This window comes from Bacillus sp. NPDC077411 (assembly GCF_044543425.1).
GTDB classification, from domain to species: domain Bacteria; phylum Bacillota; class Bacilli; order Bacillales; family Bacillaceae_G; genus Bacillus_A; species Bacillus_A bruguierae.
In genome coordinates this window covers 20,253-42,425 of sequence record NZ_JBITWA010000023.1, presented here as the reverse complement: position 1 = coordinate 42,425, position 22,173 = coordinate 20,253, and the positions used below count along the sequence as shown (strand labels likewise).

The 22,173-nt window shown below is 32.7% G+C and carries 21 protein-coding genes and 2 pseudogenes; 14 read left to right on the top strand and 9 right to left on the bottom strand.

The features are described from left to right. The first annotated feature begins 259 nt into the window (after nucleotides 1-259). From ACIGHG_RS21610 to ACIGHG_RS21585, 6 genes are all read left to right on the top strand, one after another. The gene (locus ACIGHG_RS21610; protein WP_396550500.1) at nucleotides 260-1,768 is read left to right on the top strand and encodes an Eco57I restriction-modification methylase domain-containing protein; all 1,509 of its coding nucleotides are present in this window, start codon (nucleotides 260-262) and stop codon (nucleotides 1,766-1,768) included. Between the two features lie 149 nt (nucleotides 1,769-1,917). Beyond that, entirely contained in the window at nucleotides 1,918-3,435 is a 1,518-nt protein-coding gene (locus ACIGHG_RS21605) for a GmrSD restriction endonuclease domain-containing protein (RefSeq protein ID WP_396550498.1), read from the top strand. A gap of 234 nt (nucleotides 3,436-3,669) precedes the next feature. Continuing rightward, on the top strand, nucleotides 3,670-4,119 hold the full coding sequence (locus tag ACIGHG_RS21600; protein ID WP_396550496.1) for a UvrD-helicase domain-containing protein: 450 nt from the start codon (nucleotides 3,670-3,672) through the stop codon (nucleotides 4,117-4,119). A gap of 274 nt (nucleotides 4,120-4,393) precedes the next feature. Then, the gene (locus tag ACIGHG_RS21595) at nucleotides 4,394-5,053 is read left to right on the top strand and encodes a hypothetical protein (RefSeq protein WP_396550494.1); all 660 of its coding nucleotides are present in this window, start codon (nucleotides 4,394-4,396) and stop codon (nucleotides 5,051-5,053) included. Continuing rightward, nucleotides 5,007-5,813 carry a YwqG family protein gene (locus ACIGHG_RS21590; protein WP_396550492.1) on the top strand — a complete coding sequence of 269 codons (807 nt, stop codon included), beginning with the start codon at nucleotides 5,007-5,009 and terminating at the stop codon, nucleotides 5,811-5,813. Before ACIGHG_RS21595 ends, ACIGHG_RS21590 begins: the two co-directional genes overlap by 47 nt. Nucleotides 5,814-5,923: 110 nt before the next feature. Further along, nucleotides 5,924-6,412, top strand: a complete 489-nt coding sequence (locus ACIGHG_RS21585) for a hypothetical protein (RefSeq protein ID WP_396550490.1) — start codon at nucleotides 5,924-5,926, stop codon at nucleotides 6,410-6,412. A 286-nt stretch (nucleotides 6,413-6,698) separates the two neighbouring features. Here the strand turns inward: ACIGHG_RS21585 and ACIGHG_RS21580 are convergent. The 5 genes and pseudogenes from ACIGHG_RS21580 to ACIGHG_RS21560 form a co-directional block, all read right to left on the bottom strand. Continuing rightward, nucleotides 6,699-6,886, bottom strand: a pseudogene (locus ACIGHG_RS21580) (hypothetical protein). Between the two features lie 670 nt (nucleotides 6,887-7,556). After that, entirely contained in the window at nucleotides 7,557-7,910 is a 354-nt protein-coding gene (locus ACIGHG_RS21575; RefSeq protein ID WP_396550488.1) for a YolD-like family protein, read from the bottom strand. A 513-nt stretch (nucleotides 7,911-8,423) separates the two neighbouring features. Beyond that, nucleotides 8,424-9,428 (bottom strand): hypothetical protein, encoded by a 1,005-nt coding sequence (locus tag ACIGHG_RS21570; protein ID WP_396550487.1) that lies wholly within the window; start codon nucleotides 9,426-9,428, stop codon nucleotides 8,424-8,426. A 127-nt stretch (nucleotides 9,429-9,555) separates the two neighbouring features. Continuing rightward, nucleotides 9,556-9,984, bottom strand: a complete 429-nt coding sequence (locus ACIGHG_RS21565; protein ID WP_396550485.1) for a hypothetical protein — start codon at nucleotides 9,982-9,984, stop codon at nucleotides 9,556-9,558. 55 nt (nucleotides 9,985-10,039) lie between these two features. Further along, a complete protein-coding gene (locus tag ACIGHG_RS21560; RefSeq protein ID WP_396550484.1) occupies nucleotides 10,040-10,738 on the bottom strand; it encodes a DUF1963 domain-containing protein in 699 nt (232 codons plus the stop codon). A 649-nt stretch (nucleotides 10,739-11,387) separates the two neighbouring features. Here ACIGHG_RS21560 and ACIGHG_RS21555 point away from each other — a divergent pair. After that, nucleotides 11,388-12,671, top strand: coding sequence for a hypothetical protein (locus ACIGHG_RS21555; RefSeq protein WP_336474156.1), 1,284 nt, complete (start codon nucleotides 11,388-11,390; stop codon nucleotides 12,669-12,671). A 431-nt stretch (nucleotides 12,672-13,102) separates the two neighbouring features. Here ACIGHG_RS21555 and ACIGHG_RS21550 read toward each other — a convergent pair. After that, nucleotides 13,103-13,285: pseudogene (locus ACIGHG_RS21550) on the bottom strand (hypothetical protein). 227 nt (nucleotides 13,286-13,512) lie between these two features. Then, nucleotides 13,513-15,384, bottom strand: a complete 1,872-nt coding sequence (locus ACIGHG_RS21545; protein ID WP_396550482.1) for a S8 family peptidase — start codon at nucleotides 15,382-15,384, stop codon at nucleotides 13,513-13,515. Between the two features lie 553 nt (nucleotides 15,385-15,937). Between ACIGHG_RS21545 and ACIGHG_RS21540 the strand changes: the two genes are divergently transcribed. The 7 genes from ACIGHG_RS21540 (at nucleotide 15,938) to ACIGHG_RS21505 (ending at nucleotide 21,441) form a co-directional block, all read left to right on the top strand. Then, nucleotides 15,938-16,690, top strand: coding sequence for a class I SAM-dependent methyltransferase (locus ACIGHG_RS21540; protein WP_396550480.1), 753 nt, complete (start codon nucleotides 15,938-15,940; stop codon nucleotides 16,688-16,690). A gap of 447 nt (nucleotides 16,691-17,137) precedes the next feature. Then, nucleotides 17,138-17,443 (top strand): TIGR04197 family type VII secretion effector, encoded by a 306-nt coding sequence (locus tag ACIGHG_RS21535; protein ID WP_396550479.1) that lies wholly within the window; start codon nucleotides 17,138-17,140, stop codon nucleotides 17,441-17,443. A 35-nt stretch (nucleotides 17,444-17,478) separates the two neighbouring features. Next, nucleotides 17,479-17,841, top strand: a complete 363-nt coding sequence (locus ACIGHG_RS21530) for a DUF3958 family protein (protein WP_396550477.1) — start codon at nucleotides 17,479-17,481, stop codon at nucleotides 17,839-17,841. Next, nucleotides 17,838-19,373: a T7SS effector LXG polymorphic toxin gene (locus ACIGHG_RS21525; RefSeq protein ID WP_396550475.1), complete on the top strand. Its 1,536-nt coding sequence runs from the start codon at nucleotides 17,838-17,840 to the stop codon at nucleotides 19,371-19,373. The genes ACIGHG_RS21530 and ACIGHG_RS21525 overlap by 4 nt, the downstream gene beginning before the upstream one ends. Before the next feature lie 16 nt (nucleotides 19,374-19,389). Further along, a complete protein-coding gene (locus ACIGHG_RS21520) occupies nucleotides 19,390-19,827 on the top strand; it encodes a hypothetical protein (protein WP_396550473.1) in 438 nt (145 codons plus the stop codon). 406 nt (nucleotides 19,828-20,233) lie between these two features. Next, entirely contained in the window at nucleotides 20,234-20,824 is a 591-nt protein-coding gene (locus ACIGHG_RS21510) for an HNH/ENDO VII family nuclease (protein ID WP_396550471.1), read from the top strand. 38 nt (nucleotides 20,825-20,862) lie between these two features. Continuing rightward, complete coding sequence (locus ACIGHG_RS21505) at nucleotides 20,863-21,441, top strand: suppressor of fused domain protein (RefSeq protein ID WP_396550469.1); 579 nt, start codon at nucleotides 20,863-20,865, stop codon at nucleotides 21,439-21,441. A 315-nt stretch (nucleotides 21,442-21,756) separates the two neighbouring features. Here the strand turns inward: ACIGHG_RS21505 and ACIGHG_RS21500 are convergent, their stop codons facing one another. After that, nucleotides 21,757-21,909, bottom strand: coding sequence for a hypothetical protein (locus ACIGHG_RS21500; RefSeq protein WP_396550467.1), 153 nt, complete (start codon nucleotides 21,907-21,909; stop codon nucleotides 21,757-21,759). 9 nt (nucleotides 21,910-21,918) lie between these two features. Beyond that, complete coding sequence (locus ACIGHG_RS21495) at nucleotides 21,919-22,116, bottom strand: helix-turn-helix domain-containing protein (RefSeq protein ID WP_396550465.1); 198 nt, start codon at nucleotides 22,114-22,116, stop codon at nucleotides 21,919-21,921. Between the last annotated feature and the right edge of the window lie 57 nt (nucleotides 22,117-22,173).

Here is a 22,173-nt window from a genome sequence, read left to right as displayed (position 1 = left end):
CATTATGCAGTATAGTAGTGAATAAGTGGTAATGTGTTCAAAGGGTAACATCAGAGCTAGGAGAGGACCTGTTGGTATTGGTAAATAATAATTATTTAAAGGTATTTAGTATTAATTAAGCGGAACCATATCAATAAATAAGGTGGTTTTTAGGCTTGAACTGTAATTTTACAGTTCAAGCTTTTTTTATTTAATAAACATAGTAATTTAAAGGCAATGATAAATAATATATAATTAAATTTTATGGAGGTTGTTCTTAATGATTGATGTATTTCTAGATCGAATAAATAAAAGTTCCATTGATACAACTTCTAATAGAGCTAGAAGTGAAAATAAGGAGCAAAATGATCAGTATTTTACTCCAATATCTATAGCCACATTTATGAGTTCGAGGTTTAATGCAGTAAAAAAAAATGAAATAAATATTTTAGATCCTGGCTGTGGAACAGGTAATCTAGCTGTGGCACTTCTTGCTTCTATATGTACTTGGAAAAGTAAACCTAAGGTTGTTAATGTAGAACTTTTTGAAATCGATGTAACACTATCTGATAGTTTAATCAATAATTTAAAAGAGGTACAAAAGTTATGTGATTTTTATGATATTGAAGTTAATTTTAGTATAAAGCATGAAGATTTTATAAGTTATGCACTTGAATATATGATGAACGTAAAACAAAATAAGTTATTCGATTATATAGTAATGAATCCACCATATCGTAAGCTTAATAGCGAGTCTATTCATAAAAAAATATTGTTACGTAATGGAATCGATGTTCCTAACTATTATGCAGGTTTTATGGCAGTAGCGTATAGATTATTAAAATCCAAAGGAGAATTAGTTACAATTGTTCCAAGAAGTTTTTGTAGTGGAACATATTTTAAGTCATTTAGAGAAGATTTAGTTAACAATGTAAAAATAGAACGTATTCATATTTTTAAATCTAGAAAAGATTTATTTTATGATGATATTTTGCAGGAAACAATTATTTTGTCTTTAAAGAAAATAGCTCAAAAACTGAATGATACCATTGAAATAACGGAGTCAATAAAAGATGATTTTACTGAAATTAAAAGAACACATAAAAGGTTTGATAATGTAATCTTTCCACTTGATCCGGAAAAATTAATTAGAATAATTCATACCACAGATAAGAAGGTTGTAGATCAAATGCATTCGTTACCATGTAGGTTAGAGGATTTAGGTATAAATGTATCTACAGGTCCTGTAGTAGATTTTAGAGAAAAACCCGGAATATTATTATTCAATCAGCAGTTGTGGGCATTTCCTATGATTTATCAGGAGAATTTTTGTAATGGTAAAATTGAGTGGCCTATTGAAGGACAAAAACCCGGATTTATTCTCGAAGATGAGAGTAATTATAAAAGATTTAGAAAGTCGGGTATATATGTTTTAGTAAAACGTATGACATCTAAAGAAGAAAAAAAGCGTATAGTGGCAGCGATGTTCGATAACTCAATTAATCCAGACCAAAAAGTAGCATTTGATAACAAATTGAATTACTTTCACATCGAAAATGCGGGTTTTGATAATTTAAACTTGGCTAAAGGTCTATGTTTATACCTTAATTCTTCACTTGTGGATTTTTATTTTAGGACTTTCAGTGGTAGTACACAAGTAAATGTAGCAGATTTAAAAAGTTTACGGTATCCTTCATTTAAAACCCTTGAAAAATTAGGTGAATTCTATGGTGATTATTTACCTACGCAGGAGATAATTGATCAAATTATGAATGAAGAATTGAAATAAAGCCAGATAATTATTCGTAATTATCTGGCTTTATAATTGGAAAAATATTATAAAATTCATTTGACTTACTCAGTAAGTCTGTTGTATATTTGACTTACGGAAAGTACGCATTTTAAAGAAAGACTTATTCGGTCAGTCGGGAGGGCGTTATGATAGGTTTAGAATTAATTGTTAAATCTAAGGGTATGGAATTTCAAGAAGTAGCAGAAGTATTAGAGGTATCAAAACAAACTGTTAGTGATTGGATTAGGGAGAAGAGAAAAATTCCACCTAAAAGGGCGTTTCAGTTATCAAATTTATTTGAAATTGATGAGAATCTGATTGTTAAAAAAATTGAAAAAGATGATGTTGCTAAAATTTATTATCAATTAGGTATGCCCTTAGCAACAGGAACTTACAAAGTACAGGTTGAAAATGATGAAGAATCAAGTCTGAAGAGAGATTATCAAGAACAGCTTTCTTTAGATGTTGGTAATGATATTCAAATTAAAGGTCCAGAGAATCAAGGTACCTTAAGTGATTTGACGGAACAAATTAAGGAAGAAAGAAAGCGAGTTAAGACAGATGAAATTGATATTACAATTTCTGAGCTATTAAATATGTATAATGTTCGAAAGGTTTTAGATATTCATCCAGAGTTCCAACGATTGTACAGATGGACACCACAACAAAAGTCCAAATTAATTGAGTCTATTTTATTAGGAATCCCTATTCCGCCTTTATTTGTTGCAGAAACGAAAGATGCTGCATGGGATGTAATCGATGGTGTTCAAAGATTATCTACGTTTTTTCAATTTATGGGTGTTCTTTATGATGAGGATGATCAATGGGTTAAACCATACTTTTTAGAAGGCACAGAAAGGTTACCTGCTTTACAAGGGAAAGTATGGAGTAATGCAGTACCAGGTTGTGAGAATAGATATGCATTTGAAAATAATTCTGAATTGGCGAATAAATTCTTATATTCAAAAGTAAAAGTTATTCGTGTTAGTAATGAGAGTACAGAGGATGCAAAATATGATTTGTTTGATCGTCTAAATTCTGGTGGAACTACACTGGAACCACAAGAAATAAGAAACTGTATGGCAATTATGATGAATAGAGATTTTTATGTTTGGTTAAGAAAACTATCGTTAAATCCAGATTTTGTTCATACTCTTCCTCTTAGTGATACATCAAAAAATCAACAAGAAGATATGGAATATGCTTTGCGCTTTTTTGTTTATAGAAAGAGTGTAAGAGGTAACATTAAAGATGGAGCAGATTATACTTTAAATGATGATATAAAGATTGTATTAACAAGGAAAATGCAGAAGTTTTGTAAAGAAGAAATTTTAGATTATGCCAAAGAAAAAGAAATTTTTGATAAGACTTTTGAATTGTTAAATAAAGCAACGGGAGAAAATTCATTTAAAAAATATAATTCTACAGAGGGTACATTTAAGGGAAAGGTTATGCTTACAAGCTTTGAGCTTATTGCTATAGGTGTTGCTAATAATTTAGACTATATATTGGGACTTCAAAATCCAATTGAATACTTAAGAAATAAAATTAAAGTTTTATACAAACAAGAATTTTATAAAAAAAGTCAAAATATTTTTAGTGGTAAAGCAGTAACTCGTTTTGATAAACTAACTGAATTAGGAACAGAGTATTTTTCCTACTAATCAATTAAATATAGATAAGGTAATATCATAGGAGTTTATTAAAAAATCCCTATTTAACAATGAAATGAATAGGGATTCTTTAATATAAGGAAAATTTTAAGATAAATTACTTAATAATATTTTTGTATAATATTTCTGATAGTTGTAAATAAAAGGAGATTTACGATAGTGGGAAATAATATTTGTGAAGAGAAAGGTCTGAAGTATGATATGGATCAATTTGATCAATAGTATATGCTTTATCAAAAATTAAACCAATTTTTAGAGTTAGATGAAATTGAATCATTATTAAATTTTAATACATCGAGTTGGAATCAATCACAAGAATTATTAAAATGGATTAATAAATTAAGTGAGGAAATAGTTGATATTGATAAACTGATCTCTTGTGAGGACACAAGGTTAAGAGTTTTAGGACAATGTTACAAAGTTTATGAGCAATTATTAATTGAAGAAAATGCATTAGACTTTTCAACAATTCAACTTGAAACATATAAGCTTCTTCAGAATCATCAAGAGGTAAGGAATAATCTAAACGAAAAATTACACTACTTAATGATTGATGAGTTTCAGGATACGAATACGATTCAAGAGAAGCTAATGTTTTTACTAGCAGGTAAACAGCAAAATATTTATGTTGTTGGTGATGATGATCAGGTTTATATCGATTTAGGGGAGCTATAATCCGTGATGTTTTAGAATTTTCACAAAACTTCCCGAAGGGTATTTGTCAGCAAGTAGAACTTTCTACTAACTATCGCTCAAATCCAGCAATTGTTCAGTTTTATAATCATTGGATGGAACAGAACAATTGGTCACAAAACGGTATCACTTATCGTTTTGATAAAAAAATTACTGCACACGAATCGAATAAGGTAAATCAAAAAACTATTGTTAAAGTTTCAGGTGAAACGGCCTAGGCGATTGGGAGGGTGAAGTATATTTATTTCTTCAAGCAATGAAAACTGAAGGCAAAATTTCTGATTGGAATCAAGTTGCATTTCTTTTTCGTTCAGTAAAGAATTCAAAAATATTGAATCTTTCTCGTTATTTAGAAGAAAGAGGTATTCCAGTTTATTCACCTCGTTCGAATCTGTTTTTTGAGAGAAGAGAAATTCGATTGGCATTAGGCGCAATCTTATTCTTATTTCCAATGTATGCACAACTTAGAAAATGGAAGGATGGCGCCTTTCTTCCTGAATGGAATTTTTATGATGCTTGTTTATTAGCATTTGCGGAGGAATTAAGAAAGCCAGAAAATCAAGACTTGTTAAATTGGTGTAAAGAGAAAGCTAGAGCTCATGTGACGTTAAATAAAAACTTAGACTATGCGTTTTCAGGATTATTTTATCAACTTATTCAATTTGAATTATTTAGCAATTTATTGAGTGATAACGTATTTAGTGTTAAGGATAGTAGAGAAGTAAGTAATTTATCCCAGTTTTCTAAATTACTTACTAAATTTGAGTACCTTCATCATATTTTTGTATTCACTCCAAAAAATATTGGCGATTCAATAGTACGATTCTTATTACAAGGTGGCATTGATGAATACAAGGGGGGGATTCTAAATGAAAGATACAGAGTTATATATTCCAGAACAATTAAAAAGCTATAAAGAGGATATTTTAAAATCATTAAAACCCACACTAAAAATGACAGGTAAAGTAGGGACTACAGAGTTATGGGGGAGTAAAATTGGTGGAGATCCTTATTTGCTAATTGGTGAGGAACTGCCTAAAAACAAACAAGGGGAGGCATTGCGTTTGCTGGCACAAATTAATTTTGAAGATGTGCCGCATATCGATAACATGCCGACAAAGGGCATCTTGCAATTCTTTGTAGATGCTACAGATGATCTAGTTGGGGCGGATTTTGATAATCCTACAACCCAAGAAGGGTTTAGAGTTATATATCGTCAAGATATTATCAAAGACAAAAGCAAATTGGTTACTGAGTTTAACTATGATATTGGGGAAGATGAAGAAGAGTTCATTTCTCCTTTGGAAGCGAAACTTGTATTTGAAGAAAGATTACAGCCAGTTACAACTTGTGATTATCGATTCGGAAGTGAGTTCCTTGTGGGTTTTGAGGGAGAAAAAGAGGTACAAGACGGTGATAGAACGGTTGAGTTATGGGAGTTATACGTTGATCATATGAGTAATATAGGACATAGGATTGGTGGGTATCCGTTCTTTACACAGTATGATCCACGAGATGAGGGTAGCAAATATGATACGCTGCTTTTACAGATTGATACAGATGATGATTTAGGAATTATGTGGGGAGATTCGGGTGTTGCAAACTTTTTTATTAATAAAGATGACTTAGCTCGATTAGACTTTTCAGATGTGTTATACAATTGGGATTGTTTCTAAGGATGGGAGAGTATGTTTGACGAGGTAGTGCATATTTTTAATACTTAATTTTTGTATTATTAGATGAGGGGAATATATTGGAAATTTAATTAGAATATGGGGTGAATCGTTTGTTTACAATAGAAAATTACACAAGTTCTTTAAAAAAGGGTCTTGAAGAACATTCCGATAATCTGATTCGAAATATAAAAGAGACAATTCATTTTAATTATTATAAGGGAATAGATTTATTGGATTTCACAGCTTTTGTTCAGGGGTTTGGAATGTCCATTATAATGTATTCCATGGACGGGGGAGCAAGTGAAGTCTTTTATGAAGGGAGCGATAGCAGCATCTTTTCAGGTAGTCACGATTTAATAGAAGATATAGAATACTATGATGGCAAATCAGATGAATTTTGGGAGTTTTATGATCAAAATGGTGAGGAACTATCTAAAATTGAAACAGAAGCTATTGTGGAATGGTTTGCTGCGTGTTGGAATAAAGCAGGTGGTACAAGCGTTAAAATGCCTACCTACTTTAGTTTTCATGATTATGATCCATGCTTTGATTTACATAACAGTAAATGGATTACTGATGGAGACAAATGGTTTGATTAAATCCTAGAACTTGATAGGGTTATTTGTAGTATGTTCTTTACATAAAGTGGGTATAATTCTGTCAATCTACCACTATCTTTCTATCTAAGATTTCGATTGTATTGAATTATCTTTTCTGGATTAACATAACTTCACTTATCAACAGTTTAAGTATATAGAAATCTAAAAAAGTCCCTTCATTGATCTAAAGGGACTTTGCTCATACAAATGATCTGCATAACAATTCATCTTTGCAATACAGATCATTTGTATGATAATTTTTATAAATAATTGCGGAATAATGAACTTACATAAATGCTTTTAAAAGTTCTTGAACTAATGGAATTACTCCACCTAAGAATGATAAAACTGCCATTGCGATTGCCATAATATTTCCTCCTCTTTCGTAGGTGCTAAGATGTGGTTAATCCTTATGCTTTTATTATAGTAAGCGCTTACAATTTTATCAACACTTTTTAATATGCAATATTGCATATTTGGGTACGATGAACGAAATATCAAATGATACACATCAATACAATTGTAGCAAATATTATTTTTTGTGTAACTTTATATATATTGGGCCTATTCCGATAAATTTCTTTATATACATTAAAGAGGATGTTCCACACGGAAGATGGCTTATATAGTATTACACTTTATGTTGAAGGCAAAATAAAAGAACCCTGCACAAAGCAGGATTCTTTTATTAGGTATTCTGTTGGCAAATGATTTCACCACAGAAATTGAGTGCGGATCACTCGATTCCTATTTTTATGTTATAACCAGAAAATAGAATCGCGTAATACATATATGTATGAGGAGTAAACCTTTATTTACAGTTTCTATTGTTTTTTACAATACATTCAATTGGCTTTCTGATTACTTTTCGGCTTCCTTACCAAACAAAATATGCTAATGATGAGTAAAATAAGAGGGATTCCCTGAATCATAAAGAATCCAATGGAAAATTCGGTAAGACCGCTTCCAGGAGCATCTGTTGCCATTGTACCAAGAAACATTGCGGCAGGAAACGCACATATATTCAATATTAAACTAGCACAAAGAAAAAATATTTTCCAAAACACTAAAATAATCCCCCTAGTAAACGAAATGAAGTGATATATATTTATAATATCATATATGGAGAGAAAGGTATGAATTTTCAAACATTTATTCCTTGTACATCAATAATGTCAATAAACTTAAAAGTCATTTTATGATAAAATGCGTCTGTACATATTACAGAGTTATTCAAAGGATCTATGCCAATTACAGTTATATAGTTTGTAAGTAGATGATCATCCTCATAATAAGTAATTAATATTTCTTCTTCTGAAAGGAATGAGCATAATAACTTGTTTTCAATTCTCTCTTTCGCCTCTTTTGTTAATACTGGTCGTGATATTTTCGTTTTTTCCTCAATAATTTTGCGGATTCCAGTAAATTGTTCTGGTATTGCAGAAAACGGACTCCATTTCACCATTTTCCTATCTTTTGGCATATTTGCGTTATTCATGTTTTATTTCCTCCTAATCATGTGTTTCTAACATGTTGTGTAGTCCCTTGTATGTAACTTGCACCTCTCATAATCGAATTTTTACCATCCATTGTAATTGTTAATATATTTGCTGTTTGTTTCATATCTAGAGAGCAATTGTTAATAGAATATCGGTGAAAATCTTATTGTAGAGCTAATCTTGTTATGGAATTCGAACATCTCATATATGTTTCCGCGGTTGGAGTGGCAGCTTGGTAATAGAGAATAGTCATACAAAGTAATCACTCCTACGAATTGGAACGTTTGTTCTTATTATATACGAACTTATGTTCTTTTGAAAGGGGAATTTCATTTATTTTCCGTTTGACAATACATAAAAGTAGACTTAGTCATGTTATTGATCTTAGCAAATGCATAAAAAGAAAGAGCATATTTCAAAATATGCTCTTACACTATTAATACAAATGATTTATTTTACTAACTTATATCATGCGTTCACACCAAATAACAAATGTAAAAAGTGCTTTAGATTTATTCCTCGGGATACCGTTTTTTTACAAGTTCTTCGATGTTATTACTTTGTTTGATTTCTTCTGATGATAACCAGGATTTATATCTTGTTCCATCCTTGTTGGTTAAACATATGGTAAATTCTTTATTGTATAGTTCCTCTTTAAGGATAGTGGTCACCTTTGTCAAATCCTCAATTAAAGGGGGATCGTTTTTAAATTCCGTACTACTAATAACTAAATTCACTTTATACCCCGGACACTCCCCATCTTTCGGATGTGAACAAGTAATATCTTTAAATACAAAACGGTCGCTTTGAACTTCTTTTAATCTGTCTACTACTTTTGTTTGGGTTTGAATCAAATATGTCCAATAACTGTCTAAAGTGTTTTTCATTTTTAGGAGCAGTTCTTCTTTCGTTATAACTTTTTGCACATTATAAAAAGGGAAACCTATATCTTCACCATTATAATCCTTAATTTTAAGTTCTGTTATCTTCTTATTACTCTTCTGAATGAGTTGGAATAGAGCATATAAACGATCTAATTCTGCCGATTCAAATTGACTATAATCCATCTTGTTACTTGTTTTTAAAGTTAATAACAACTCATCAGTTGGTTTTCCTCCCTTATTATCATATTCAAGTGTATACTGAAGAGCATTTTCTTTTTCACATTCCTCGTAGCCTAACTTTTTAATCTCTCTTAAAATTGGTTTGAATTTCTTATATTCCTCATATGTATTTTTTCCATATTGGTATTCATCACCTTGGATTGTTGAATAGAAGATACCATCTACCTCTACTCGAAATTGAATATTTTTGTTGTTTTTTGCTTGAACAGTATGATATGTATGTCCCATATCCCCTGCATCTATAGCGCCCCTAGCGCCCCAATTTGTTACAACAACATCGATGCCATGTTTTTTCTTTATATATTTTTTTATCTGATCTTCATTTTTATAATTACAACCACTTAAAAATAAGAAACATACCACTAACAACATTATATTTTTCATTCTCTTCATAATAACCCCTTATACCCTTTCCTTACGTAAGAAATGATCCCTAGTTGTGCAGCAAATTCAAAGTCATCTTTTCTGTATATTTTTTTAAAAAGAATAGCGTTTTTGACTCGTTATGGGTATAGATTTATCATTTTCGTTCATACATGGTTCTGCTCACGAAAAATGTAATAGAACAAATAGCAGTCAGCCCCATATATGGCATCATCTCAATAGTAAATATGTTCGCTGTATTTGCCCCTAGTACAATCCCAAATACAAATACAATTCCTGTGCCTAGAAGGATGTATAGTAGTAAAGAAATGCTAAAATGTAGTTTATTAGGTAAAATGATATATCTAAATAATAACTCTCCGAGAACACACCCAAGTAAAATTACAGGAACTCCAATATACAAAACAACAACTGTCATTTGCATAGCATTAATAAAGCTGTGAATAAAAGCATTAACATAATCTTCTTCTCTCCAAATATCTTGATTATAGTACAGTTGAAGTATATTCATTGAAACTAATAGACTTAATATAGTATATACGAATGCCACTAAAAATTTTTTCAATAATAATCACCTCTTTTTTTAGGTAGTAAAAACGTGGTCCCTTCATATTCTATTCCTACAAGAAATCACAATGTGCGATCCAATCATTTGTTTTACTATTTTTGGCAAAGTAAATACCGCCGCCGTGAATAATTCCAAACTTTGCTTTTGGATCTTCTGTTATTTGAAAAATAAATTCATAATCGGCGGGCCATTGGATACCTGATTGAGCAAAGGTAGCATAACCTCCTAATTTGTGTATATAACGATTTTCTTCAAACATATCCTCGTAGTAGTCAATCCCAATTGTGTTTTCAAGTTCTAAAATTTTATCTTGTATGTTATTGGGGAAATCTTCCGTATCCCATTCTGGAAACTCATCGGTTACTAATCTTGGTATTAAAGGGAATGGTTTTAGATTTGGAAACGTAAATGACATTTCATTCGGTACTAATTCCTCTAAAGAATCATATTCTCTAATACAAAAACTTCCTGATAAGTTGGATAAATCTTTAGCAAAGTTTGGGGAAAGAAATACTGCGATGACTTTTATATCTTTTAATGCTTCTGGAACAAAAGGGACCTGAGTTAAATTAAGCATCATGATTGCATACATTTTGTCTTGATAACGGTCGATTGGGTACGTTTCATTTGGCAATGAATAAGGAATCTTTCCAATCCAACTTTCATTTATAGATAGATCGGGTCTTTTTCCACCTGTTTGAAATATAGTTGCTTTTTTTCTTAGGATATTTTTAATATTATCTATTTCCAAAGTATTTCTCCTCCTGAATATATATGTAGTTGTTTCTTTTGAATGGTAATTATATTGTAACAATAGTGGATGTTTTTATAACAACTTTTGGCCCAGTTACTTCACCAATAAGTTGGTTTTTCTAACAAGATTTCAACTTTGTATACAACCTATTTGTGTAGAAATAATAAGTAGAGGTGCTACTAAGATTGTAGCATCTCCTTAAGGTTAGTATAGTCATAGGGACACATTTTAGTTAAGTCAGAAATGCTTTTTTTCATTTAAACAGTAATCCATATCTTATTCAATCGAAAGCTTTTGAAAAAGATTGCTTAAAGAGCGGGGGCGATTCTTCAATAGGAAGGATCGCTTTTCTTATGATTTGACAAAGGTTATGCTACTGAAGCACTGAACCCAGACTAGCTATTACAAAATTGCTAGTTGAAATGTACAAGGGGGAAATTGGTATTCGGGATTGTCCGAATGAAAGAAATAATACGGTTGAAAGACTTTTGTAATATTTACGAAAGTAAATTGAAAGATTTGTATACTAAGATAACTGTAGTGGAAATAGTTTTATTTTAAGCCGAAGTAAAAAGTATAAGCAATGTACAGTATAATTTCATTTTTTGTAATCTTGTAGAAATGATGAAAGAAAGGGAGAGAGAATATGAATTATAAGAAAAAAGTAATTCCAGCAGCATTAGCATTTGCTGTTCTAGCAAGTCCAGTTATTTCTTTAAAAGCAGAAGCAAGTACAGTATCTTCAGCTTCTAGTGCCATTACTTCTGTTGAAAAAGAAAACCCATCATTAAATCTTAAAGAGGGACAAGTATCTGAAGAAAATTCCGTTGTAAATCAAGAATTTGATGCGAATTATATCAATAATAATATTATTAGAGCGAATTTTCCATCTGTTACACCGCCTCATATTAAGGATGCAAAACCGCTTCAATATGTATATTTAGATTATTTTTATAAAAATAACAACAAAATTATTGGGGATTGGAGAAATAAAGAGCTAAAGCATATGGATCCACCACCAAGATTTTATTATGATTTACAATTCATGGGATATAGTCAATCTCAAATAGAAGAGTATTTTGGAAGCACTTATGGAGAGGCTTTTGTAAAAGGACTTGTTTTGGAAACATTAGAAAACTTTTTCCAAACTCGATATGCGCAAGATCCAAATGATCCTGATGTACAAAAAATATTACAATCTAAATACTACGAAAAAAGTGAAGCTGAAGATTCATTTTGGTTACCAGAATTTTTCCAAGGTGAAGGTGGCTTAAAAAGAGCCATTCTAGAGGAATTTGGAAAGAAAAGTTTAGATGAGCTTGGAATCCAAGTCATTTGGGGTGACAATAATTGGGGCGCTGAAAAGGCTGTAACAATTGGTTATTCAGCGAAGACACCATTTAATCCACTAAAAGATGCTGAATTAACTGAAAAGAAATACCTTAAGAAAGTCCCTGGTGGATCAGCATCCATTCCAGCTAAAAATACAGGATATGAAGTAACATTTGACATCAAAACAGGGATGACGAAAGAACAATCACAATCATTTGCTCACACTGTAGGTGTAAATGCTGGCGTGGGTATTGAAGATATTTTTGAAGTTGGAGCAAGTTATGAGTTCCAAAGTACATTTGGTACAAGCATCTCTCTAAGTGAAGAACAAACGGTATCACGTAAATTTAGTTTGACTAACGATTCAGATCGAACAATTACAGCTGCATTATACCAAGTTACTGCTGAATATAGCTTAAAACCAGGTTCTGTAGTTGCTGGAGTTGTAAATAAAACTATCAATTCACCTTTCGCACAGTTCTGGCAAGGTGGAGGGTATTGGGATACAGCTACGACAGTTAAACCATCATCTACTTCAACAGGTGCAATTAAAACAGATGATTTAAAACTAGTTCGTTCAGATGTGTTAGAAAAATAAAATTAATCAAATCGAGCTTCCCCCAAGCTCCTTTGAAATGACAAAAACCCACAGAGAAGAATCTCTTTGTGGGTTTTGTTATATTTTATGTTTTTTCTTGAAACAAGCATAGAAGTAAGAGGGGCTTTTTAAGGTTAAATTGCAAGACCATTGTTCCACTCTATAAAAAAAGGAGAATAGGAAGTTAAAAACGAGAGAACTTCTTACTACAGCACAAAGGGAATACTTTTATGGAATTCCTGAGTATATCCCTTATAGGCGGTTATCAGTTAACATACCCCCACTTATCAGCAATCTATATATCTAGGAATCAAAAAAAGCCCCTTCACCTAAAGGGACTTTGCTCACACAAGTGATCTGCACATCAATTCATCTTTGATATACAGATCACTTGTATGATAATTTTTATAAATAATTGCTGAATAATGAACTTACATAAATGCTTTTAAAAGCTCTTGTACGAATGGAAGTACTCCACCGATAAATTTTAAAACTGCCATTGCGATTGCCATATGATTTCCTCCTCTTTTTTTGTGTTAAGATTTTATCTTTATACTCTTATTATAGTAAGCGCTTACATTTTTATCAATACATTTTGATATGCAATATTGCATATTAGGGGGTAGAGGGAGCAATCGTGATGTGAGGTACAAAGTAACTCACAGAAAATGTAATAATACAGTTGATTTCGTATCATGAAAGCAACTTAATAGATGTTTACGCTGCAAATCAATCTCTGAGAATGATAGGAGATTTGGTCATAAAAAACTGCACCCCAATTGTTAGTTGCGTCTAACAATTGGAGTACAGTTCATTTTTGGAGTTCCTTTATGCATAAAATCTATTTTACGTTTAATGAATACGATCCATTTTTATTTTCATACTTGTAGACGTATAAATAATATTTCCCTGGTTTCGCTTCATATTTTCCTTTGATCATATTACCATCATTTTGTCCATATGCTACGTAGTTTTGTAGATCTGACTCATGATAAAGTGTCCATGTCATTCCAATCTGTTTTTCATTTAATGTAGAAATATCAATATTGCGCTGGGAATCAATATTAAAAGTATACACATCTACATTATCATTGTCATTAAGATTTCCTTTAATAGTTGCATTAAAATCTAATATATTTGCCTGTATAGGCTGATTATTTGGCTCTTGTTCTGTTATTTGTCCAGTCTGGGGATGTTCTGATTCTGAATCAGATGCGTTTGATTTAAATCCCAAATCTGATAATATAGCTTTCAAATCTGGTAAAACACCAATTCTATCGACAGATGGATTTTTAGATTGTGTTCCTGTGTTTGTGTTACTTAAGATAGCTCTTAACTCACTTGGTTTATAAGGTTGACCCAAACGTTCCTTAGCGATACTTTGTATGGAAGTGGCTGCCCCAGCAATAATTGGTGAAGCGCTAGATGTACCATTAAAACTAGACGTATATAAATTTGTAACACGTTTACTTGGCTCTGCAGAAGTTGTATCTACATTTTCCCCCCACCCATATACATCAATTCGACTTCCATGATTTGAAAACCATAAACGTTCGTGAGGAACGGTTGATGAACCAGCTCCGACCATGATTGCACCTGAATCTTTAAAATCTTTGCTATTACGATTCAAGACTTGTTTTCCATTTATATCTTTAAATTGATCTAAATCATTTGAACCATTTGCCCCAGCCTCTATGATTATGATTCCTTTATCTGTTCCAGTACGAATCGCATCAAATATATCCGGTTGCACTTCAACTGGTAAATATTGTTTGCCGTATCCAACATAAGATGATTGTGCCTCCAACAATAAAACATCACCAGCATTTAGATGATTTACAGCACTTAATATGGCATCTGCTGTGTTATACTGACCATTATCCCTTATTTGAGAGATTACCTTTACTGTAGCTTTTGGTGCGATACCAATATTACCAATTTGATTATCTTCCGCAGAAACAATTCCCAGAACTGAGGTACCGTGTGCAGCGTGATCTGCTGTATTTATTCCAGACATAAGTTCAATATTTTGATTTTTTAAATCCTCATGATTTAATACCCATCCATACTCCATATCTACAAATGTTGTACCTTTTCCATCTCCCCCTTTTATTCCCCACGCATAAGGTGCATTAATACCATATGGTGCCTCTTTTAGATATCCTTGGTTTTTAAATCTAGGGTCATCATAGGGGTTAAGAGATAAATTTGGCAGCTGTATTTCAGGCGGTGTTAAATTTTCTAGTTCTTTAATGTATACATCCTCTATCAAAGGTGATTGTTTTAATTTTTCTACTAATCTTTCTGCTTGTACATTCTTTGAAGCTTGAACTATATAATAATTTAATAGGTTAGAAGATGAATTATTATTATCGGTTTTCGCATTTTTATCTAGATTTTGAATTTCTTCCGGACTTACAGAAGTAAATAAGCGAGTTAATGTTAAATCTGGGAATTCGGAAAAAAAGTTTTCTAGTACCACATCATTTTTTTCGTGTTTTATTCGCTTTTCTATACCATCCTCATACGGTAAATTGATCTCATTTTTAAACTTTACAATGATTTGTTTTTCATCTTTTTTTTCTACATTAGCTTCTTTTTGCTGTACTACTGAATTGTTTGAAGCAGCACTCACTATATGAGTAGTCTTTCCTAGTCCCGTAAAAGCTGTAATTGCAACTGTAGACACTAGCATTCCTTTTAAAATTTTCATTCATTTTCCCTCTACTTTTTTGTTTTTCAAATATTTTCCTAAAAATATTAAAATAATTACGTACAAAGCTTTATACTAGATAAATTATAATGAGCACCTAAATAAACTTCAATGTATTTATATATGCAATATTTCATATTAATTTGGAATTATATTCTGTATTTTTTTGTAACAAAAAGGTTTTAGATTAATAATATTATGAATTAGCTATGTTTCGTTTTTGTATGTAGATCTTCTTTTGGCATTATGATAACAGAACAATTTATCTAATAGTCTGTATTTTACAATGTACACAAAAAATGTCATAGAGTATAATAAAGATAATCTTTCAAATGGGGTGAAGTGGATGTCTTTCCGTATTGTTCGAAGTAATTAGTTTTCGGGTTGGGTAAAACGCGTACCAGCCATCAAGGGAGAAGTCTGCCCTTTTTCGGAAATGTAAACTTTGAATCTGTTTCGGGAGTCACCATTATTAAAGCAAGGAGCGGGCTTGACTCAGTAACAAGTCTTATAACCTTAGATTTTATACTCTTTTGGAAGGTGGATATACAAAATGAATGAATTAGATTATAAAAACTTTTATGATACAGTCGGAAGATCAAATGGCTGGGATTTTAGTAAACTCAAATATGTAACTGAAGGTGCTGCTTGGGATTTTTATGAAGAAGTAATTAGAAGATGCAAACCCTCAGATGTGTTGCTCGATATTGGTACAGGTGGGGGAGAGAATATACTAAAAATTGCATCGGCTGCTTTATTCATGATTGGCATTGATAATGCAAGTGGAATGTTAGAAACAGCACAGTCTAACTTGGAAAAAGCACGTGTTTCAAACGTTAGATTTTGCAAAATGGAATCCGAAAATTTGTTGTTTCCGCATTCCTTTTTTGACATTGTGTCTAGTTGCCATGCTCCTTTTACGGCGGCAGAAGTAGCAAGAGTGATCAAAAAGAACGGTATCTTCTTAACACAGCAAGTTAGCGAACATGATAAATTGAATTTAAAAGAAGCGTTTGGAAGAGGACAATGCTTAGGGGAGAAAGATGGCACATTAAAAGAAAAATATGTCCGTGAGCTAGGACAGGCAGGTTTTGCTGATGTGCAAATTTTAGAGTATGATGGGAATGACTATTACCAAACACCTGAAGACCTCATTTTTCTATTAAAACACACACCGATCATACCAAGATTTGGTGAAACGAAAGAGGACTTTGACATTTTGAAAAAATTTATTGCAATAAACAACACTGAAAAAGGGATTCGTACGAATTCAAAACGTTTTATGATAATAGCGAATAAATCTTAATCCTTGTTACATGAACAGGGATGTTCATAATAAATGATACATTACAAAAGCCGCTTTCCATAGTTTATAGGAGAACGGCTTTTTTGCGTGCATTTCAAAATCCTAACTTGATGGCACTGTGGAAGTCCTCCTATTTATTCCGATAACGTAAAACCTCAGTTAGTAGTATTCTAATTTCTTCTTCCGAAAACCTTTTAAATAAAACTTAATCCGTTGTCCAAACGTTTGAAAGAGATGGAAACAGGCTACATCAGAAAGACTGTGGCGACTATACTATTTAACACAGTTAAGTGCTTCGAGGATGAATATACAATCATTGGGATTTATTCATAAAAAAACCGTTTTATATGGTATAATTTTCATAGTTTGTAAAGTTATGTAGAAGTATGGAGGCCTTCGAATAAACTCAGAAAGACTGGACAGAAAAAGAGAGAGAGGATTCAAGCGATGGGACAATTTCAAAGTAATTTTCAAACGGCAGGACAAATCGCAACGCAAATGGGAACAGCTGCCAATACGATTCAAAGTGCCACAAGTAGATCCATAACCAAATCGGAACGTACAACGTTATCTGTCAACGCTAAAGCCCAAGAAGCGAATCAACAAGCTTTGGAATTAACGAAACAATTTTATAGCGCCTTTCAACAAGCCGTTAGCAACATTCATTCTGTAGCTAACGAGTTCGAGCGTATGGATAACGCACTTCAAAACAATTTTTCACAATTACCCTTTAATAAAGGTCCCTTTAACTGATACCTATGTGAACGTAAAAAAGTAGGAGGGAAAAGATGAGCCAAGATATAGAGAAACAAATGAATCAACTGAACGAAAAATTAAGAAGTCTATCTGAAGAACAATATCAAAATCAACGCGCGATTCAAAGGCAAGGACAAGCGGAAGCTGATTTTTATCAATGGAAAGGGCGAAGCTATCGCTTGTTTGACCGTATATTAGAAACTTGGCATAATGATAGAGAACTAGGACAATTTTTTCATAATTTACGTCAAGATGCAGGGCAAATTGAGCGAAAGCTTACCCACGAATTGGAAGACCAAAAAGAAACGTTGCTAAAGGAAAAACAAAACCTAAGCAATCTAGAAAATGACATTCACCATCAGCGCCAAAAATTAGCACTGGAGGTGAGGTCATGAGCCTAAACATGTATCTAGGAGAAGTACAATCTCAAACACAAAGTATGAATGCTATGTGTACTGCAACGATCCAAGGTATGGAACAAGTCATCAATTCGATTGATGCTTTTGTATTCGATGCCGTTTTGCAAGGGCAAACTTACGACAGTGCAAAAGCATTCTTCGCTCAAACATTCCGCCCTTTAGCGCAAGGGATTATTTACTTGTGTGAAGAATTGATCCGTCAAAATGATGCCTTCCCAAACGATTTTCAATCCAAAGTAGCTTCAACAGATGTTATTGAACAAGAAATAGAAGAACAAATGCGAGGGATTGACCAAACGAAAGCAGGTATTGAAGTCATTAGTAATACCATTCCCGGCATGCAAGCTATGATGGGTATTTTTGATATGATGAAACAAAAGCTGCAAGACAAGCTAAACCATCTGCGTGAATTCAATTCTACTTCTAGTAGTGATTATGATACAGCACTCCAACTAGCTGCGAGCATCGCGAAAGGTCTTGCGGAAGTTCAAAGCGGGAAAGGTTTTAGCCCCGTATCAGGAACATTTAGTACGCAAGGATTGAATATGGAGTGGACGGGTCCTATTCAAAAAATTGCAGAAGATAAAGCTCGTGAAGCTGAGAAAGAGAGTAAGAAAGATGAATCGTTACTCGATAAACTTAAGGATGCTGCTGAGGACGGAATAGAAGTGGTGGAAAATATTTTCGGACTCTATCATAACTACAAAAAAGGACAACGTGAAGCTGTTATAGATGAACTCAAAGGATTGGCAAATACACTTTTACATCCAATAGATAGTTTTGAAAGCGCTATGTATGCCCTTTCTCACCTAGACGAAACATACGATGCTATAACACAATCTATTTCTAATTCATGGAATCGAGAGGTTGTAAATGGAGATTGGAATAGCAGAGCTAAATGGTTTGGAAATGTAGAGGCCCAAGTCGAGCTAGCAGCTGTTCAATTAGTGGCAGGAACAAAAGGTGCAGATAAAATTTCAACATTAGGTACAGTTTCAAAGTTGGGTGAAGTCTCAAAACTTAGAGAAAGTGTAAACATCATACAACGTGTAAAAAACGTAATGAATTCCGATAAGTATAGGCAATTCGTTGACAGGTTGAATAATCTTCTAATGCCAAAAGACGAATTTGCTCTTGCAGATGCAAATGTTGTAGACTCTTTCTCGGATAACGATGTCTTTAAACAAGTTAAGGAAAAGCTATCAAACTATCAGTTTTTTAAAGGTAAATCTACAAAAAATACTACAACTTTATGGGATATTAAAACAACAGCAGATAAAAAAGTGAAATATAAATTCAATGGTGATACGGTTACAGCGTATCGCGATCCTAAAACAGGTTTATGGTGGGCGAAAGATACAACTGGTCATGGCGATTCTGCTTTTAAAGTCTTTAAAGAGGCAAAGGGAGGAAAAGAACTTCACTGGATAGCTGATTCTGATAAATATGGGAATTTTATTCTTGATAAACATAAAAGTTCAACAGGGACTGTAATAAAAATAAAATAAGTAAAGGGGCCGACAAATGTCTTTATCCAAAACAGAAGCAGAAAAACTATTTAAATTAGGATTTAAGAGACCTAAATACGCCGATGAAGTATATCCTCAGGATGTATATGAGTACCAAAATTCCACTTGGACAGTAGGAGGAAGAATTGTACCATCTAGTAAGTTGCTATGTGATGAAGAAGTATATAGACAAGGAACATGGATTCCTTCAATGACAGATTTGATAACTTGGCTAGAGGAAAATGATTGTAAATTCACTTTATCCTATGATGGGTTAAGTTATAAAGTTGAAGTATCTTACATCAATGAACGGAACTATAAAGGAAAAGGTATGTCAGCTGAAATGGGCTTATTTAAGGTTATTGCTCAAATACTCCACGAATTTGGAGGAGCACCAGTACAAAAAAGTTATAGAGTAATTGATGCGGAATTTATTGAAAAAGAAGACCTTTAAGAGTTCCAAGTCATTAAGTTAAGAAAATGGATAAATTTCAACCAACCGGGACTGACCACAAAAGGCACATAAATGTTTTTTGTGGTCAGTCCCTTTGTTGTATAAAAATAAATGAAGTGTCTTTTCTTGATATGATAGATACCAATACAACAACTTATTATAAAAAAGAAGCTACAAGAGAAGTTAGAATATCTATATACATTCGATCAAACATCTAGTAGTAACTATGATACAGCACGTCAATAAGCTGCCAGTATCACGTAATGTTTTGCAGGACATGTTTTAGCAGGATTGGCATCCATTGTAGAAAATTCAAGAAGCTCTTATCTTCATAGCAGGTTTTAATCTTTTAACTCTAGTAGTGGAAGTAGGGACCCTTGGGTTAGCAACACCAATTGCTATTCCATTGGATGTAGCTGTTACAGCGGTTGGAGCAGGTGTTGCTACACATGATGGATTTGTTGGGCGTAATGCCATTCAGAATGGTAAGGATACTCTTCAAAGGTTCCAGTCTTCTTCGTCTTCTGGTGGGTCTGTTAGTGGAGTTAAGGATGGTAGTGGCTCTAATCCCATGACGTGGAATGAATTTCAGAATACTAATAAAGGTAAATATGGTAAAGATGAAATGAGCAAAGCTTGGGAGAAGTATAAAAAAGAAAATGGCATTGAAAGTAACTCAGGCGATAAAACTTACGAAAGACCTTCAGGATATAGAAAGGGCGTAAGAGATACTGCCTGGGATAATGCTAAAGGTAAAGATGGTCAAGTAAGGGATCCAGAAACCAAGGAAATAATGTATAAAGATGAGCCTTGGGATATGGGGCATAAACCAGGTTATGAATTTAGGAAGCATCAGAAAAGTGCTGAAGAAAGAGGGATAACCAGAAAACAGTTTTTAGATGAGCATAACAATCCTGATCATTTCCGCCCTGAACTTCCGTCATCGAATAGAGGTCATAAAGGTAAAGATTTAACGGATAATTATTTTGGAGACTAAAATTATTAAGAAGTATTAGTGAAGGAGAGAAGAGTATAATGGGGATACCAAATGAAAGTAAAATAATTGCTAAATCAGCTTTAAAAGCGTTTGGAGGTAATCCTGCAGTTTTTAAATATTGGGATGATAATAGTATAAGTAATATAGATATTCTATCAACAGGGGATAGACCTTGTGAGGGGGTTACATCGTATTCTACTATTGGTTTGTATATGCATTCAATAGGACGATCTATAGATGAAAAATCTTTGCGAGTAGAAATTGTTGGTGCGAGTGCAACAACTTATAAAGATTATTCAAATGTATTAGCAACATGTGCTTTTTGTGTAATCAATTCAAAAGTGCCAATCTATCCAGGTCAAATATTTTTGGATGTGTTGAAGTTTTATTATCCTAACAGTGAAATGAAACATATGTTGTTTGTGCCACCATTTCTGTGGGAAGATCAGTTACAAACAATTGATTTCCCAGATAAAAAAGTCGCATGGTTGCTTGCTGTTCCAATATCAGAAAAAGAATATTTATTTGCTCAGCAAAACGGTTCAAATAAGCTTGAAGATTTATTTGTGCAAAATGACATAGACATTTTCAATATTGAACGAGAGTCTGTACTGTAATATCACGCTGAATACTTTAAGTATAAGAGAACATTGTTTATACAAATTATAATTCTCATTAAATACCAAGTTTAAATGAATTAAACAAGTGGATAGCTAACTTTGACATGTAAGTCATTGCAAGCTATCCTTTGTTATATATTTAATCTCCAAAATCATCAGGAATTCGTTCAATAAGATTCCTTTCGTTATTGAATATTAGCTGTTCGCCCTTTTCATAACTATAAGGGTTAGGATACTTATTTCCTCTCATTGTTTCAGAAAAAGGATTATAAGTAAGATAGTCATCGTATCTTTTTAGGACTTTAGCCAGTTTTACATCAAAACGGCTTTCTTGATTGAGTAAAGATTATTAGGATGACGCTTAGGAGAATCGACATGTTTTTCGATATATTTCCTCAACTGTTGTAATTCATACTTTCTCCATTCTTCTAATAGTAGCCCAATATCATATTGCTCACGTTCCATTTCAACATTCTATGATTCTTCTTTTTCGAGAAACTTAATGATTTCATTTCCCATTCGTTCGTGAACTTTGAATTCTTCAGCAAACAACTCATCTGGTGTTACTTTGAGTATTTCAAGAAGTTTTCCGAGCTTTTCTCCTGTATGAAATTTTTCTTCACTTTCATATTTAGAAATTAATTGAGGAGTTACGCTTAATAACTCAGCCAACTCTGTCTGAGCTACTGTTTAAAAAGTCTGAATTGCTTTTAAATTGCATGTAAGGGT